Annotated in this window: 18 protein-coding genes and 1 tRNA gene; 9 read left to right on the forward strand and 10 right to left on the reverse strand. The window is 67.3% G+C overall.

The features are described 5' to 3' along the window. Nucleotides 1-18: 18 nt before the first annotated feature. From A5732_RS26030 to A5732_RS26040, 3 genes are read right to left on the reverse strand one after another with little or no spacing between them, the layout of a single operon-like run. Nucleotides 19-429: an ATP-binding protein gene (locus A5732_RS26030; RefSeq protein ID WP_064952621.1), complete on the reverse strand. Its 411-nt coding sequence runs from the start codon at nt 427-429 to the stop codon at nt 19-21. Next, the gene (locus A5732_RS26035; protein ID WP_064952620.1) at nt 419-808 is read right to left on the reverse strand and encodes an STAS domain-containing protein; all 390 of its coding nucleotides are present in this window, start codon (nt 806-808) and stop codon (nt 419-421) included. The genes A5732_RS26030 and A5732_RS26035 overlap by 11 nt, the downstream gene beginning before the upstream one ends. A gap of 21 nt (nt 809-829) precedes the next feature. Then, the gene (locus A5732_RS26040; RefSeq protein ID WP_076050788.1) at nt 830-1,732 is read right to left on the reverse strand and encodes an STAS domain-containing protein; all 903 of its coding nucleotides are present in this window, start codon (nt 1,730-1,732) and stop codon (nt 830-832) included. 160 nt (nt 1,733-1,892) lie between these two features. Between A5732_RS26040 and A5732_RS26045 the strand changes: the two genes are divergently transcribed. Continuing rightward, nucleotides 1,893-2,261 carry an STAS domain-containing protein gene (locus tag A5732_RS26045; RefSeq protein WP_249266647.1) on the forward strand — a complete coding sequence of 123 codons (369 nt, stop codon included), beginning with the start codon at nt 1,893-1,895 and terminating at the stop codon, nt 2,259-2,261. Nucleotides 2,262-2,516: 255 nt separating this feature from the next. Next, nucleotides 2,517-3,017: a DUF6328 family protein gene (locus A5732_RS26050; RefSeq protein WP_076103847.1), complete on the forward strand. Its 501-nt coding sequence runs from the start codon at nt 2,517-2,519 to the stop codon at nt 3,015-3,017. Between the two features lie 15 nt (nt 3,018-3,032). On the opposite strand, the gene A5732_RS26055 is transcribed toward A5732_RS26050, so the two are convergent. Beyond that, a complete protein-coding gene (locus tag A5732_RS26055) occupies nt 3,033-3,716 on the reverse strand; it encodes an HAD family hydrolase (protein ID WP_076103778.1) in 684 nt (227 codons plus the stop codon). Nucleotides 3,717-3,958: 242 nt separating this feature from the next. Here A5732_RS26055 and A5732_RS26060 point away from each other — a divergent pair, with 242 nt between their 5' ends. From A5732_RS26060 to A5732_RS26070, 3 genes are all read left to right on the forward strand, one after another. Beyond that, the gene (locus A5732_RS26060) at nt 3,959-4,276 is read left to right on the forward strand and encodes a hypothetical protein (RefSeq protein ID WP_076103781.1); all 318 of its coding nucleotides are present in this window, start codon (nt 3,959-3,961) and stop codon (nt 4,274-4,276) included. Nucleotides 4,277-4,458: 182 nt separating this feature from the next. After that, nucleotides 4,459-4,761 carry a DUF4193 domain-containing protein gene (locus A5732_RS26065; RefSeq protein WP_065054529.1) on the forward strand — a complete coding sequence of 101 codons (303 nt, stop codon included), beginning with the start codon at nt 4,459-4,461 and terminating at the stop codon, nt 4,759-4,761. Between the two features lie 108 nt (nt 4,762-4,869). After that, nucleotides 4,870-5,520, forward strand: coding sequence for a restriction endonuclease (locus A5732_RS26070; protein WP_076103783.1), 651 nt, complete (start codon nt 4,870-4,872; stop codon nt 5,518-5,520). Between the two features lie 46 nt (nt 5,521-5,566). Here the strand turns inward: A5732_RS26070 and A5732_RS26075 are convergent, their stop codons facing one another. Then, a complete protein-coding gene (locus A5732_RS26075; RefSeq protein ID WP_076050778.1) occupies nt 5,567-6,256 on the reverse strand; it encodes a GAF and ANTAR domain-containing protein in 690 nt (229 codons plus the stop codon). 290 nt (nt 6,257-6,546) lie between these two features. Here A5732_RS26075 and A5732_RS26080 point away from each other — a divergent pair, with 290 nt between their 5' ends. From A5732_RS26080 to A5732_RS26090, 3 genes are read left to right on the forward strand one after another with little or no spacing between them, the layout of a single operon-like run. After that, on the forward strand, nt 6,547-7,107 hold the full coding sequence (locus A5732_RS26080; RefSeq protein WP_076050777.1) for a hypothetical protein: 561 nt from the start codon (nt 6,547-6,549) through the stop codon (nt 7,105-7,107). A 19-nt stretch (nt 7,108-7,126) separates the two neighbouring features. After that, a complete protein-coding gene (locus A5732_RS26085) occupies nt 7,127-8,443 on the forward strand; it encodes a Dyp-type peroxidase (RefSeq protein ID WP_076050826.1) in 1,317 nt (438 codons plus the stop codon). A 16-nt stretch (nt 8,444-8,459) separates the two neighbouring features. After that, the gene (locus tag A5732_RS26090) at nt 8,460-9,473 is read left to right on the forward strand and encodes a hypothetical protein (protein WP_076050775.1); all 1,014 of its coding nucleotides are present in this window, start codon (nt 8,460-8,462) and stop codon (nt 9,471-9,473) included. A gap of 5 nt (nt 9,474-9,478) precedes the next feature. Here the strand turns inward: A5732_RS26090 and A5732_RS26095 are convergent, their stop codons facing one another. Further along, the gene (locus tag A5732_RS26095; RefSeq protein ID WP_076050773.1) at nt 9,479-9,682 is read right to left on the reverse strand and encodes a hypothetical protein; all 204 of its coding nucleotides are present in this window, start codon (nt 9,680-9,682) and stop codon (nt 9,479-9,481) included. A gap of 241 nt (nt 9,683-9,923) precedes the next feature. Between A5732_RS26095 and A5732_RS26100 the strand changes: the two genes are divergently transcribed. Beyond that, a complete protein-coding gene (locus A5732_RS26100; RefSeq protein WP_075234960.1) occupies nt 9,924-10,157 on the forward strand; it encodes a DUF7218 family protein in 234 nt (77 codons plus the stop codon). Between the two features lie 84 nt (nt 10,158-10,241). Here A5732_RS26100 and A5732_RS26105 read toward each other — a convergent pair. From A5732_RS26105 to ponA2, 4 genes are all read right to left on the reverse strand, one after another. Next, a tRNA-Pro gene (locus A5732_RS26105) sits at nt 10,242-10,315 on the reverse strand. A gap of 60 nt (nt 10,316-10,375) precedes the next feature. Further along, nucleotides 10,376-11,482: a PLP-dependent cysteine synthase family protein gene (locus tag A5732_RS26110; RefSeq protein ID WP_076103785.1), complete on the reverse strand. Its 1,107-nt coding sequence runs from the start codon at nt 11,480-11,482 to the stop codon at nt 10,376-10,378. Next, the gene (locus A5732_RS26115) at nt 11,479-12,438 is read right to left on the reverse strand and encodes a metallophosphoesterase (RefSeq protein WP_064952607.1); all 960 of its coding nucleotides are present in this window, start codon (nt 12,436-12,438) and stop codon (nt 11,479-11,481) included. Before A5732_RS26115 ends, A5732_RS26110 begins: the two co-directional genes overlap by 4 nt. A 113-nt stretch (nt 12,439-12,551) precedes the next feature. Continuing rightward, entirely contained in the window at nt 12,552-14,999 is a 2,448-nt protein-coding gene (gene ponA2 / locus A5732_RS26120) for a transglycosylase/D,D-transpeptidase PonA2 (RefSeq protein ID WP_076050769.1), read from the reverse strand. Nucleotides 15,000-15,018 lie beyond the last annotated feature (19 nt).

The following is a 15,018-nucleotide window of genomic DNA, read 5'->3' on the forward strand; positions in this document are numbered from 1 at the left end:
GGTCCGAAGCGACCGCTCTCATGCACGAGGGGGGACCCATTTCCACATTTCGATGACGGTTCCCTGTCCCAGTGTGGACTCGACGACCAACCGATCCATCAGGCGGCGGGCGCCCGGCAGACCCAGGCCCAGCCCGCGTCCGGTCGTGTAACCGTCTTCCATTGCCCGTTCGATGTCGGCGATGCCGGGGCCCTGATCCTCGGCGCGCACCACCAGGGCCTTGCGTCCCTCCCGGTCGGCGACGGCGACCCGGACGGCGCCGCGGCCGGCGTAACTGGTGATATTTCGGGCGATCTCGGAGATCGCCGTGGCGATCATCGTGACGTCGGTCAGGGAGAATCCCAAATCAAGGGCGAGCTCGTGTCCGGCTTTGCGGGCTTGGACGATGTCGTCGGGGTGGTCGATGGCGACGACGATATCAGCCGCCACCGTCGAGCCCGATCGTTGACTTCCCCGCTGCGCCTTGGCGATTCAGCAGCGCGAGCCCCTCTTCGAGATCCAGCGCTGTGTTCATGTCATCGAACGCCAGGCCAAGCTGGACCATTGCGAAGGCGACTTCCGGCTGCAATCCGACGATCACGGTGTCCGCGCCGCGCAGCCGGGTCATGTGCGCAATCGTCCGCAGCGACCGGGCGGCGAAGGAATCCATCACATCGATGGCGGTGACGTCGACGATGATGCCCTGCGCGCGGAACTGGCTGACCCGTTCCATCAGGTCGTAGCGCAGGCGTTCGGCGTCGGAGTCGGTGAGGGCGGCCTGTACCGACGCGATGAGGATCGAGCCCTGCTTCAGGATCGGTACTGGCATGGGGTGCTCGTGTCGATGTGCTTAGCCGGTCTGCTCGCCCGTGCGGGTCACCTCGTAACCCAGCAGGCGTTCGGCTTCCTCGATGCCGCCCTGCAGGTCACCGACGGCGTTCATCTTCGACAGGTCCAACCCGATCGTCACCAGCGTCAGCGCGATCTCGGAGGACAGGCCGGTGATGATCACGCTGGCGCCCATCAGGCCGGACGCGTCGACTGTCTGCACCAGGTGGTTGGCGACCGTCGAGTCGATGGTCGGCACACCGGTGATGTCGATGACCACCACTTTGGCGCGGTTCGCGCGGATGGCCCGCAGCAGCTGTTCGGTGACCTGGCGGGCGCGCTGGCTGTCCAGCACGCCGATGATCGGCAGGATCAGCAACTGTTCACGCACCTGCAGCACCGGCGTCGACAGCTCGCGGATGGCCTCCTGCTGCTGGCGGATGATGCGCTCGCGTTCCTGCACGAAGGACACGGCGACGGTGTTGGCGATGCGGTTGGCCGCCGGCTCGTAGGCGTCGAGGACGCGGTTGAGCATCTCGAAGTCGGTCTGGTACTTCTCGAACAGCGACCGCGCCAACACGTCGCGGAGCAGCAGCACGATGCCGACGACCTCGTCGGTCTCCACGCCCCGGGGGATGATGCGTTCGGACAGGTCGCGAGCGTAATCCTGCAGCGCCTCGACGCTACCGGTCTCGAGCACCTCGACGTAGCTGTCGTACACCGTCGTCGCCTCGGAGAAGATCTCCTCGGGGGTCATCGCGGTGAGGAGCTCGGCCTCGGTGATCCTGCGGGCCCATTCCTCCCGCAGGACGGTTCGATTCTGCCGCAGATGCTGGACTAGCTGGGGAAGGAGCCCCTCACTGGATATACCGACGGTCTGCGCCGCGATGCCGGTACTGTTGAAATCCGACGGCGAATCTGACATCTGGCCTCCCGAGTGCCACGTCGCGCCCTGCGGTCTGCAGTTCCTTTTGCGAGACTAGCGTGGGTTGTCGCGGGGCACGTGTAGAGGGCATATTCTTCTCGCAGTTCGGTAACGCAGGCTAGGGTTGAACCACGCCACGGCCCAGGACAAAGGATTGCCATTGTCAGCTCCTGATTCGATTACCACGTTGGTTGAGGACCACGACGGCGTTTCTGTGGTCAGTGTCAGCGGCGAAATCGATTTGGTCACGGCTCCAGCCCTGGAACAAGCCATCAGCGCGGTCGTCGCCGACAGCCCCACAGCACTGGTCATCGATCTCTCCGCGGTGGAGTTTCTGGGCTCGGTCGGCCTGAAGATCCTGGCGGCGACCTACGAGAAGCTGGGCCGTGAGACCGGGTTCGGCGTGGTCGCGCGCGGCCCGGCCACCCGCAGGCCGATCCATCTGACCGGCCTGGATAAGACCTTCCCGCTGTACCCGACGCTCGACGACGCGTTGACCGGGGTGCGGGACGGCAAGCTGAACGGATAGCTATCCGCCCCGCCGGCGCCGCACCCTGGCCCGGTGAGCCGAATTTCGGCAGGTCTAGTTGTCTGACAACATGTTTGGCGCAAATGCGGTGAGTCTGATTCCGCATTGCATCGATTTCGGGAGTTATTCCGGGTTTTTCCCGGAAACGCCGCCGGCCGCCGGAATTCACCCGAGCGAAATCGGCGAAAACCTTTATCGGCGGCGCGTCGGGTCGAACCGGTGTTCCCGCGCAGCCCAGGTGCGATGATCAGGACTATGGACGTCGACCATCCGCAAGACGACCAGCGGTGGGATCGCCGTGAGCGAGGCGAGACCGAAGTTCAACGGCTGGACCGCAATTGGAACAGCCTGTTGCAGGAGCTGCGGGTGGTGCAGACCGGGGTGCAGCTGCTGACCGGCTTCCTGCTGACCCTGCCGTTCCAGCAGCGCTTCGACGTGCTCGGTCAGCACATGCGCGTCGTCTACCTGGCCACCGTGGTGTGCGCGGTGGGCGCGACGGTCTTGCTGATCGCCCCGGTCGCCATGCATCGGATACTCTTCCGGCGTCATCGGCTTCAGGTCCTCGTATCGGCCGCGCACCGGTGCGCCTTCGCCGGGCTCGGCCTGCTCGGCCTGGCGCTGATCGGCCTCACCACGATCATTTTCGCCGCGGTGGCCGGGCGAAATGTCGGCCTGATAGCCGGAGCGTGTGCGCTGCCGCTGTTCACCGTCTTTTGGTGGGTGCTGCCGCTGATGCTGCGGGCACGAAGCGACTGACGCGAAACTCGTCGGTCAGCGGCCCGGCGCGAGGGCCGCGATTCGGGTGGAGTCCAGGTGCTCGAGCAGGTCGCGTGGATCGGCGAAGATGGGTTCGGCGCCCGCCTCTGCCAGCTCCGCGCGGGCGATGCCACCGCTCAGCAGCCCGATGCACGGCAATCCCGCGCCGGCGGCGGCGTGTGCGTCCCACACGGCGTCCCCGACGAACACGGCGTGCTGGGCGTCCACGCCGGCGCGGTCCAGCGCCACCCGCACGATGCCTGGTTCGGGCTTGGCGGTGTCGACGTCGCGCGACGAGGTCGTCTCGGAGATCACGTCGTCGCAGTCGAGCGCCTTGCGCAGGATCTCCAGCTCGTCTTCGGGTGCCGAGCTGGCCAGCACGACCTGTAGGCCCAGGTCGGCGACGCGGCGCAGCAGGTCGCGGGCCCCGGGCAAAGGCTGCAGCAGCGGGGTGATCTCCCGGTAGTACTGGCTGTGCTTGTCGCTGAGCCGCTCCTGCACGTCGTCCGGGGCGTCATCGGAGAGCGTTCGGACCAGCCGGGATCCGTCCATGCCGATGCACCGATGGATTTGCCAGGACGCCACCCGCATGCCTTCGGCGTCGAACGCGCGCTGCCAGGCGTGGACGTGCAGATAGTTGGAATCCACCAGCGTGCCGTCGACGTCGAACAGGACGGCGGGTGTGCCGCCACGCGCCATCAGGGCAGGCTCCCGGCGGCGGAGTCGGGAAGCGTGTCCGCGTGCGGTCGTGATGTCATGTGCGCGGCATACCCAGGCCGGGCGCGGCTGACACGGTGCGTGGTTTCGTTTGGCCGCCGACGCTGCGGGTACACGTGCGTGGTGATCCGCGACATCGGGGCGGCATCGGCACGCCCGCCGGCGGATCGGTCGCGACCGTATGCGTACGAATAATGCTGGTGCACAATAATTCTCGACGAGGAATGACGTTGGATTACCCCAAGAACCCCCCGGTCGACCATGCCCGTATCACTCGTCAGCACGCCGGCGAATCCTTCAAGAACGGCGCCAACGCCCCCGGCCTCGCCGGTTCGGCCGTCGCGGTCATCGCCCTGACCGTGGGCCTGTTCGCCGTCGCGGCCGGACATCTGGTGGGCGGCGCTGTCGCCCTGCTCGTTGCGGTCGCGCTTGGCGCGCTCAGTGCGGCGTGGTTGCTGCGCGCCCACCGTAGAGTCCGCGACGCCGAACTGCGCTGGCACGCCGCACATTCCGATCAGCCGGCACCACCGCCCAGCAGCTGAGGGCGCGGTTTGCCGCCGGTGCGACACACCGCCGCCCAGCTAACGACTGTCGGCCCATTTCCCGGCTGCCACAACTTTTTCGGGCCGCGACCGTGTAACGCGCCCCCGAACGGGGTACTGCCTGCGCCACGGGTGAGTACAGGAAAGTGCGTCAACCCGTTCCATCGCAGGAAGGAACAGCAATGGCGACCACCACTGACTACGACGCACGCCGTGTATCCGACGCCGACACCCAGGACAAATCCTCGCTTCGGGAACTGGCGCCGACGCTGCAAGGGTCTGCCACCGCCGTGGTCGACGAGGACCCCAACGACGCGCATTTCTTCGAGCTGCCGGGCGCCGACCTGTCCGGAGAAGAGCTGTCGGTGACAGTGGTTCCCCAGCGGGCCGACGAGTTCACCTGCTCGAGCTGCTTTCTAGTGCAGCACCGCAGCCGGATGCGCCGCTCCAGCTCCGGGCTGCCGGTGTGCGCCGACTGCGCCTGACACCCCGGTTCCCGACCGGGCGAGGCGCCTCGCGCGCCATGCCGCGACGGTGAACCTGCGCCGGATTGCCCTGGATTGTCAGTGGCATCCACTAGGTTCATCGGACAAATGGAGAAGGTACTCGGGTCGCTGCTGCTGCCGGGTTTAGCGTTCCCTTGGTATTTCACGCAAAAGGCCACCGGCAGCCTGCCAGCGGGATGCCTCGCCGGGCTCGGTGGGCTCGCCGTCGCTGTGGCGATCTTGTGGTGGCTGTCGGTCCAGCGGGACCGCTATCAGGCCGACGCGCACCGACGCCGCGACCTCAAACTCTCGAAATCCGGGCTGCGGGCGATCGACCGGATGTCGGGCACCGAGTTCGAGGAATTCGTTGCGGCGCAGCTTCGCGTCGCGGGCTACAGTGTCACCCCGACCGCCGGCACCGGTGACTACGGCGTGGACCTGATCGCCAAGAAAGACGGCGCCCGCGTGGCCGTCCAATGCAAGAGGCTCGCGAAGGCCGTCGGGGTGGCCGCGGTCCAGCAGGTCGTGGCAGGGGCGCTGCAGCATGGGTGTAATCGGACGGTCATCGTGACCAACCAGACCTTTACCAAGGCGGCCCGCCGGTTGGCCGGTACCCACCATTGCCGCCTGGTGGGCCGCTCGCAGGTGCAGGGCTGGACGCGAATTCAGCCCGTCGTCGTGCGGGGTCCGCGGCGCACACACGGGGTCGTCGCCCCGCACGCGGGAGCGCAACGGCTGGAACCGGAGTGGGAAAGCTAACGAGATAGCTTGGGCCACAACATATTCAGGCCGAACCCCCGTGGCGTCAGCGCCCGGTTGCGTCCTCGATCACCCGGCGCGCGATGTCGCGCAGCGGGGTGTTCATGCTCTGCGACAGTTTGATCAGCGTATTGAAGGCGGTCTGATCGTCGAGGTCATAGCGCTCGATGAGAATGCCTTTGGCCTGTCCGATCGTGTCCCGGGTGCTCAGCGCTTCCTTGAACTGCTGGGTGCGCACCACGTTGCTCCATGCCAGGGCGCCCAGCGTCGCGAAGATGGCGGCGATCCGGCGCGAGTCCTCCGAGAAGGACTGCGGGCGCTCGGCGTAGAAGTTCAGCGCGCCCATGCTCAGCTCGTCGGCGAACATGGGCAGCGACAGCACGCTGCGAATCGGCGTGTGCGCGAGCGCGTCGGCCCGGTACTTCGGCCAGCGCTCATCGGCTTCGAGGTCGTCGATGACGACGACCTTGCGGGTCCAGGCGGCGTGGACGCAGGGTCCCTCGAGGTGGCGCTGCTGGAACTCGTCGAGCACCCGGGCGCAGTCGTGCGTGACCGACGGGGTACTGACCTCGTTCTGCCGGCTGGTGACGGTGATCCCGGCTTCCTGGGCGCCCGGCACCCAGCGCGCGGCCGCCCTGGTCAGGTCGTCCAGCACCTGGGGGAAGTCGCCGGCGTCCGCCGAATAGATGGCCCGCAGAACGTCGGTGAGCAGGCTGAAATCGTCAAGATTGGTCACTGAGTGTCGCCCTCATGCTTCGAGACCGGTGGCAGGCATCAACCCGTGCCGTTCAGGAGCCTGCGGTCTCGCGAGGCGATCACTTGGAGTTTTGACGGCGACGAATGTCAATGCTGTTTGCTCAGCATTACGGTGAGATCCACTATATCGGGCCCGGTTTCGGCGGATTACGCCCGCTACCGATCCCGTAAACGTGTGTCGGCGGCCGGGTTACCGGCATCGGCCGATCCGGGTTGCACGGGCCCAGTCAGGTGGTAGCGTCCGGCGCACCGGCCTGCACTTTGGAGCGAATGGTGGCAACCGAAGACGAGTGGACTAAACCCGCGGCCCTGGCCATCCCCAAGGAAGGCTATTTCGAGCTGGAACGCGGCCGGTACGGGCCGCTGTATCCGCGCACCCCGGCCTGCTACGGCTTTTCCATCATCGCCAAGGTCAAGGAAGGCCGCGAGGAAGCCGTTCGCGCCTACGGCAAACAGATCGAAGAAGCCGTCAAGGCAAACCCGGAAGTGCTGGCACCGCTGCGGCTGCACTATCTGCGCTGGCAGCTCTTCGACGTCGGGTCGGGGCTGCACTTCCAGTACCAGGGCATCTTCGACACCGACTTCGACAAATACACCGAGGACGCGGTGCAGCTGTTCAGCCAGACCGGGATCACCACCGTCTTCACCAACCTCGAGGGCTTCCCCGAGGACTGGCGAGAGAACCCGGAGGCCTTCGTCAAGTTCGTTCGCGAGCACCAGTGCCCGAGCTTCCTGGAATACGGGGAGTACCCCTATGTCACGGCCGACGAGATCAAGAAGGGGCTGCGGCTGAAAGCCGCGTTCGGCACCATGCTGGATCAGATGCAGTGACGCCCATCGGAGCGTGCAGATGCTTGAGCTCGACGACATCCAGCACATCCTGCTGACCCGTACCCCGGCCCTGACCGGGCGTTACGAGTTTCTCTCGTTCGATGATCCGGTGGCCGGCCGCGCCTGGCTGTCCGAACTGGTGGACGTCGTGGAGTCCGCCGCCTCGGTGCGAGAAACCATGGACGACACCAAGCGCTGGGTCACCCTGGGTTTCACCTGGAGCGGCCTTCGGGCGCTCGGTGTGCCGGAAGAGGCGCTCGCGACCTTCCCGGAAGAGTTCCGGCAGGGCATGGCCGCCCGGGCCGACATCCTCGGCGATACCGGACGAAACCACCCCGACAACTGGGCCGGGGGTTTGGCGGGCGACGACCTGCACGCGATCGCGATCCTGTTCGCGCGAGACGACGCCGAACACGCCCGCGCCACCCGCGCCCACGACGAACTGCTGCAACGGTGCGGCGGCGTGCGCCGGTTGTCGTACCTGGATCTGAATGCGACACCCCCGTTCAACTATGCCCACGACCATTTCGGCTTTCGGGATCGGTTGTCGCAGCCGGTGATCGAGGGATCGGGCGAGGAACCCACGCCCGGCTCGGGCGCGCCGCTGAAGGCCGGCGAGTTCATCCTCGGCTATCCCGACGAGGTCGGACCGGTGGCCAACGCGCCCCAGCCGGATGTGCTCTCGCGCAACGGGACCTACGCCGCGTACCGGCGGCTGCGCGAGCACGTGGCGTTGTTCCGCGACTACATCCGTTCGCAGGCCCGCACGCCCGACGACGAGGAGCTGTTGGCCGCGAAATTCATGGGCCGCTGGCGCAGCGGCGCTCCCTTGGTGCTGGCGCCGGGCGCCGATGATCCCGAGCTGGGCGCGGACCCGATGCGCAACAACGACTTCAACTACAAGGAGATGGACCCGCTCGGCTACGCGTGTCCCCTGGGTGCCCACGCCCGGCGGCTCAACCCGCGAGACACCGCGCCCAACATGAACCGGCGACGGATGATCCGTCGCGGCGCCACCTACGGGCCGGCGCTTCCTGACGGCGCCCCCGACGACGGAGTGGACCGAGGCATCGCCGCCTTCATCATCTGCGCCAGCCTGATCCGGCAGTTCGAATTCGCGCAGAACGTCTGGATCAACGACCGCACGTTTCACGAACTCGGCAACGAGCACGACCCGATCTGCGGAACACAAGACGGCACAATGGAATTCAAGATACCGAAGCGGCCGATCCGCCGAGTTCTCAAGGGCCTTCCAGCGTTCACGACGCTGACCGGTGGGGCGTACTTCTTCCTGCCGGGCATCACCGCCATGCGCTACCTCGCGGCGCTCGACTGACAACCGGGGAACCATCATGAGCACCTTGCCCGCGGCACGCACGTACAACCAGACCCACATACCGCGACCGCGCACGGCCGGGCGACGCATCAGCATCTACTGGACGTGGAGCTATCCGTGGGAATCCCAGCGCGACGTCGAAGTGCTGGACAACCGGTTCTCGACGATGACCGAAGTGCGCAGAGCGGCGTGGCCGCACTACGAGGGAGCCGACTGGGACGAGGCGCACTTCCTGCAGGGCATCGCCGGCACCCTGGAGCTGTTCCACCGCTCGACGCTGGCGTTCCAGGAGCTGGCGGGCGACGCGACCGGCCATCCGGTCGCGGTGTTCCAGCGCATCGACCAGGCCGGCTACCGGCAGCTGATCGACGAACGGATACTGGCCGACACCGACACCCTGATGGTGTTCGGGCTCGACCATCTCGTGGGCCAGGAGGAGGCGCAGCCCGAAGAGATCGCCGCCCTGCGCGAGTGGCTGAAACGCGAGGGCACCTGCCTGCTGCTGGCGCCGCACCACGACGTCGGCTTCACCGACGACCCGGCACAGCGCCAGGTCGAATACCTGCACCACGGGGACCCGCTGGTGCCACGACAGCAGCGGTTCACCGCCTACACGCGCTCACTGATGCAGGCGCTCGACGTTCCCGTGCACAACACGTGGGGATTGCGTCCCGCCCTGGTCGAGGGAACCGGCGAGATCGCGCCGCTGACCGGCTTCCGCGATCTGGACGCGCCGGGCCTGCTGAACAACGTGACGACGCTGAACTTTCACCCGCACCTGCCGCACTACGAACTCACCGCCCCGGAAGGCGACCTGCTGCGCGTGCTCGGCAGGCAACGCGTGGACCCGCAACGGCCCCATCCCTTTACCGCGGCGGGCAACAGCGAATTCAACGCGCTGATCTGGATGCCGCCGGCCGGCGACCGGGCCGGCGACATCGTGCTCGTCGACTCGACGAATTTCACGACGCTGTTCGGCGGAACCGACAGCCTCAAGAACTTCTGGCACAACCTGGCGACGATGAAGTGATCGAGTTAATGCTCGCTGTGCGCGGCCTCGACGTGCGCGATGTGTTCAAGTTGGCGGTCGATCGATTCCAGTTGCCCGGAAAGCGTGCGAATCTGTGCCAGTGCGACCACGCGCTGGCGAACGAGCTCGTCTCGCCTCAAGGCTAGGGTGACGCGCAGATCGTCATCCCGTGCGGGACTCACCGGCTGCGACGTGTCCTTGGTGGTCATGGAGGGAGCCCTCCTTTGCAATGGGCGCCCGCTCCGGTAACCGAAGCAGGAACTTCGCTAGGTCCCGGGCGCCAACGTCCCGCCGAACCCATCTGAGTCTGTCCCGGACGCCAACGTCCCGCCGAACAAGGATGACGCTACACCGAATAGCTCGCCGCTTACATGGCCGCAGATGGACTCGGACAGCTGTTCTCACCGGTTGGAAACGGGTATTCCGCTGCGAGAGGTAAAGGAGTCCAAAGTGACGAAAGATCATGGGTCGAGCGTCAAGAACGACAAACAGTATGAGGGGCTGCGCAAGAAGGGAATGAGCAAGTCGAGAGCGGCGGCGATATCGAACTCGCCTGGCGCCTCCAGCAGGGGCGGCAAGAGCTCGGGCAGCAGCCAAAGCAGCCGTAGCAGCGGTAGCGGCAGCGGCGGCAATCAGTCCCAGAAGAAGGCCGCCGGACGCAAAGGCGGCAAGAAGTCGAGCTAGACGCTTTTACCGACGCATTGCCGATCACGGCGAACACATCGGGCGACTGACCGTTGCGCTGGCGGTCAGTCCCTTGATTACGAGTCGGGGTGGCGGGATTCGAACCCACGGCCTCTTCGTCCCGAACGAAGCGCGCTACCAAGCTGCGCCACACCCCGCTTGAAGCCTCGACAGCCTATCGCACCCGCCCATCGGGAGGCCAAACCGCGGTGGGCAGCTCACTTCCAGGAGCACGATCGCTCGAACTCCACCAGCGCCTCGGCCGGTCCCGCCGGGTCCAGCCCCTGCGCCGTCACCCACTCGTCGCTGAAATAGGTGTCGCGGTAGCGGTCGCCGCTGTCCGCGAGCAGCGTGACCACCGAGCCGCTGCGGCCCTCGGCGACCATCTCCGCGAGCAGGCCGAACGCACCCCACAGGTTCGTGCCCGTCGACGGCCCGACGCGGCGCCCCAGCACGGCGCTGACGTGGCGGGCGGCCGCGATCGACGCCGCGTCCGGGACGGACACCATCCGGTCGACCACGCCCGGCAGAAACGACGGCTCCACCCGCGGCCGGCCGATGCCCTCGATGCGCGACGAGGTGGGCAGCACGACGTCGTCGCGGTCCTCGGCGTAGGCGGGAAAGAACGCGGAATTCTCCGGGTCCACGACGCACAGCCGGGTGGCGTGCCGCCGGTAGCGGATGTAGCGGCCGATCGTAGCGCTGGTCCCGCCGGTGCCCGCCCCGACCACGATCCAGTCCGGGACGGGATATCTCTCCTCGCGCATCTGCTCGAAGATCGACTCGGCGATGTTGTTGTTGCCCCGCCAGTCGGTGGCGCGCTCGGCGTTGGTGAACTGGTCCAGGTAGTGCCCGCCGGTCTCCCGCGCCACCCGCTCCGCCTCGGCGTAGACCTCGCTGGAGCTCTGCACGAAATGGCAACGGCCGCCGTGGGATTCGATCAATGCCACCTTCGACGTGCTCGTCGCCGCGGGCATCACGGCGACGAACGGCAGACCCAGCAGCGCCGCGAAATAGGCCTCGGACACCGCGGTCGAACCCGACGACGCCTCGACCACCGTGGTGCCCTCGTCGATCCAGCCGTTGCACAGCGCGTAGAGGAACAACGAGCGGGCCAACCGGTGCTTGAGGCTGCCGGTGATGTGCGTCGTCTCGTCCTTGAGGTACAGCGCGACGTCGGCACCCGCGCTCCACGCGGAGGGCAGCGGGTAGCGCAGCAGGTGGGTGTCGGCGCTGCGCCGGGCGTCGGCCTGGATCAGCCGGATCGCGTTGTCTGCCCAGCAACGTGAGCGACTGCGAACCGCGATCCGGGTCTGGTCGGTCAACGCACCGATGCTGTTGGCTGCGAACGGCTCAGGTCGCTGGCCGCGTCGCGGTCGCCCATCGGGGTGGCGATCAATGTCAGCAGGGTCGCCTCCGGCCGGCAGCAGAATCGCACCGGCGCGAACGGCGAGGTGCCCATCCCGGCGGAGACGTGCAACTGCATGTTGGCGCCCCAGCGCGACGGTCCCTTCGCGCGCGAGCGATCCAGGCCGCAGTTCGTCACCAGCGCGCCGTAGAACGGCAGGCAGACCTGACCGCCGTGGGTGTGTCCGGCCATCACCAGCTGATAGCCGTCGGCGGCGTAGCGGTCCAGGACGCGCGGCTCGGGCGAATGGGTCAGTCCCAGCCGCAGATTCGCGGCGGGACTGGCCGGGCCCGCGATGGTTTCGTAGCGGTCGCGGTCGATGTGCGGGTCGTCCACGCCCGCGGCGGCGATGTGCAGACCGGCCACCTCGAACTCGCGCCGGGTGTGGGTGAGGTCGAGCCAGCCGCGCTCGGTGAACGCCGCCCGCAGGTCTTGCCAGGGCAGCGGTTCACCGCGCACCCGGTGCGACGGGTTGGTCACATAGTTCAGCGGGTTCTTCAGCCGCGGGCCGAAGTAGTCGTTGCTGCCGAACACGAAGACACCCGGCCGCGACAGCAGATCGCCCAGGGCCTGGATGACCGACGGCACCGCCTTGGGGTGGGCCAGGTTGTCACCGGTGTTGACCACCAGATCCGGTTCCCAGCCCGCCAGTTCGCGCAGCCACGCCTGTTTGCGGCGCTGGCCGGGAGTCATGTGGAGGTCGCTGACATGCAGCACCCGCAGCGGGGTCGAGCCCGGGGTCAGCACGGGCATCGTGATCTCGCGCAGGACGAACGCGTTGCGCTCGATGACCGCGGCATAGCCGAGGCCGGCGACGCTCGAAGCTAGGGTGGCGGCGCCGGCACGTATCAGGACGGGCAAAACATCAGCCATGCTGGCAGCCTACTGCCGGTCGGGGACTGGCAGCGTATCTCTTGGGTCACGACGCTTCGCCGTACGACGATGCGGCCCGCGAAGCGGGGTGAGGAGGAGTGCGGCAATCACGCCTACGGGGGCGGCTCGCCGGGCGCCGGCGGCGGCCCACCCGCCGGCGGCGGTGGCGCCAGCAGCGGAATGGTGATCGGCGGCAGGCCCGGAATCTCAACGACCTGCGAGCCGACCGGTGGCGGTGCGCCTGCCGGCGGCGGCGGCGGGGCCGGCGGGATGCCGTTGCTGACCTGGATGGTGACGATCGACCCCGGAATCGTCGCGCCGCTGGGGGTCGTCCCGACCACCTCGCCCTGCTTGGCGCTGCTGTTGACGAAGTTGTTCTGGTCGGCGACCTGGAAGCCCGCCTCCTTGATGCGCTGGCGCGCCGCGTCGATATCCAGGCCGGCGACGCTGGGCACCCGGGAGCCCGGTGAGCCGTCGACGTAGCGAGGGTCGGTGGGGGGCAACTGCACCGGCCCGAAATTGGTGGCGATCGGCTTCATCGCGGTGAACCACGTGCGCGCCGGTTCGTTACCGCCGTACAGGTCGCCCTCGCCGCAGTGGCGCAGCGGGGCGGAGCACAGATCGGTGGGGGTGGTGGAGTCGTCGTAGATGTAGTTGGCCGCCGCGTAGTGGTTGGTGAAGCCCACGAAGCCCGACGAGCGGTGCGCCTCGGTGGTGCCCGTCTTACCGGACATCGGCAGGTCCCAGCCGGCCGCGCTGGCCGAACCGGCCGCCGTGCCGCCGCCCAGCGCGTCCTTACTCATCGCGTTGGCCAGGGTGTTCGCCAGGCCGTCGGGCACCACCTGGTCGCACGTCTCGGTGGTCACCGCGACCTCGTTGCCCTTGCGGTCGACCAGCTTGTCGATCGGATTGGGCGGGCACCACGTGCCGCCCGAGGCCAGGGTGGCCGCGACGTTGGACAGCTCCAGCGCGTTCACCTCGATCGGGCCGAGGGTGAACGAGCCGATGTTCTGCCGTTTGACGAAGTCGGCCAGGCTCTCGTTGCTGTCGGGGTTGTAGTCGCGGGCGGTGCCCGGGTCGGCGTAGGACCGCAGCCCGAGTTTGATGGCCATGTCCACCGTGCGCGTCACGCCGACCTGCTGGATCAGCTTGGCGAACGCGGTGTTGGGCGAGGTGGCCAGCGCGTCGGTGACGTTCATCGACCCGCGGTAGTTGCCGGCGTTGACCACGCACCAGTTGTCCTTCGGGCAGCCCTTGGCCCCACCGCTACCCATGCCCTTGGCCTGGAAGCGGCCCGGCACCTCGAGGGTGGCGTTGGTGCCCATGCCCATGTCCAGGGCCGCGGCCGTGGTGAAGATCTTGAACACGGATCCCGCGCCGTCGCCGACCAGCGAGAAGGGCTGCGGGCGCATGGTCTGGCCGGCGTCGACGTCGAGCCCGTAGGTGCGGTTGCTGGCCATGGCCATCACCTTGTGCGACGTCTTGCCCGGCTGGATCACGCTCATCACGCTCGAAATGCCCGGCAGCGTCGGGCTGGCGAACTTGTCGATGGCCGCCTTGACCGGGATCTGCACGTCCGGGTCCAGCGTCGTCTTGATCAGGTAGCCACCCCGGGCGACCTGTTCCTTACTGATGCCGGCCCGGGACAGGTACTCCTGGACGTAGTCGCAGAAGAACGCGCGGTCGCCCGCCGCGATGCAACCGCGGGGCAGCTCGTTGGGCTGCGGCAGGATGCCCAGCGGCGCGGCCTTGGCGGCGCGCAGCGCCTCCTCCTCCTGCGGGATGTTCTCGATCATGGTGTCCAGCACCAAGTTTCGCCGTGCCAGCGCGCCGTCGGGGTTGATGTACGGGTTGAGCGCACTGGTCGACTGCACCATGCCCGCCAGCAGCGCCGCCTGCTGCCAGTTCAGGTCGGACGCGTTGATGCCGAAGTAGGTCTGGGCGGCGTCCTGCACACCGAACGAGCCGTTGCCGAACGAGACCAGGTTCAGATACCGGGTCAGAATCTCGGGCTTGGTGAAGGTCTTGTCCAGCGTCAGCGCCATGCGGATCTCGCGCAGCTTGCGGGCGGGAGTGGTTTCCACCGCCGCGCGCTTCTCGGCGTCGGTCTTCGCGGTGACAAGCAGTTGGTAGTTCTTGATGTACTGCTGCTCGATGGTCGAACCGCCGCGGGTGTCGACGTCGCCGCGGGCATAGCCGGCCAGACCGGTCAGGGTGCCTTTCCAGTCCACCCCGTTGTGGTCGGCGAACCGCTTGTCCTCGATGGAGACGATCGCCAGCTTCATCGTGTTGGCGATCTTGTCGGTGGGCACCTCGAACCGGCGCTGCGAATACAGCCAGGCGATCGTGTTGCCCTTGGCGTCGACCATCGTCGAGACGGCCGGTACCTCGCCCTCGAGAAGCTGAGCCGAGCCGTTGGCGACCACTTCCGACGCCCGATTGGACACCAGTCCTATTCCGCCGGCGAAGGGGAACAGCAGAGCCGTGGCGACGACGCTGGCCAACAAACAGAGCCCCGCAAGCTTGAGGATCGTGAGTGCGGCCGGGGGGCGGTCTGACATGGGTACTACAGTAGCGGCC

Origin of the sequence: Mycobacterium colombiense (assembly GCF_001953985.1) — a bacterium.
Classification (GTDB): domain Bacteria; phylum Actinomycetota; class Actinomycetes; order Mycobacteriales; family Mycobacteriaceae; genus Mycobacterium; species Mycobacterium colombiense_B.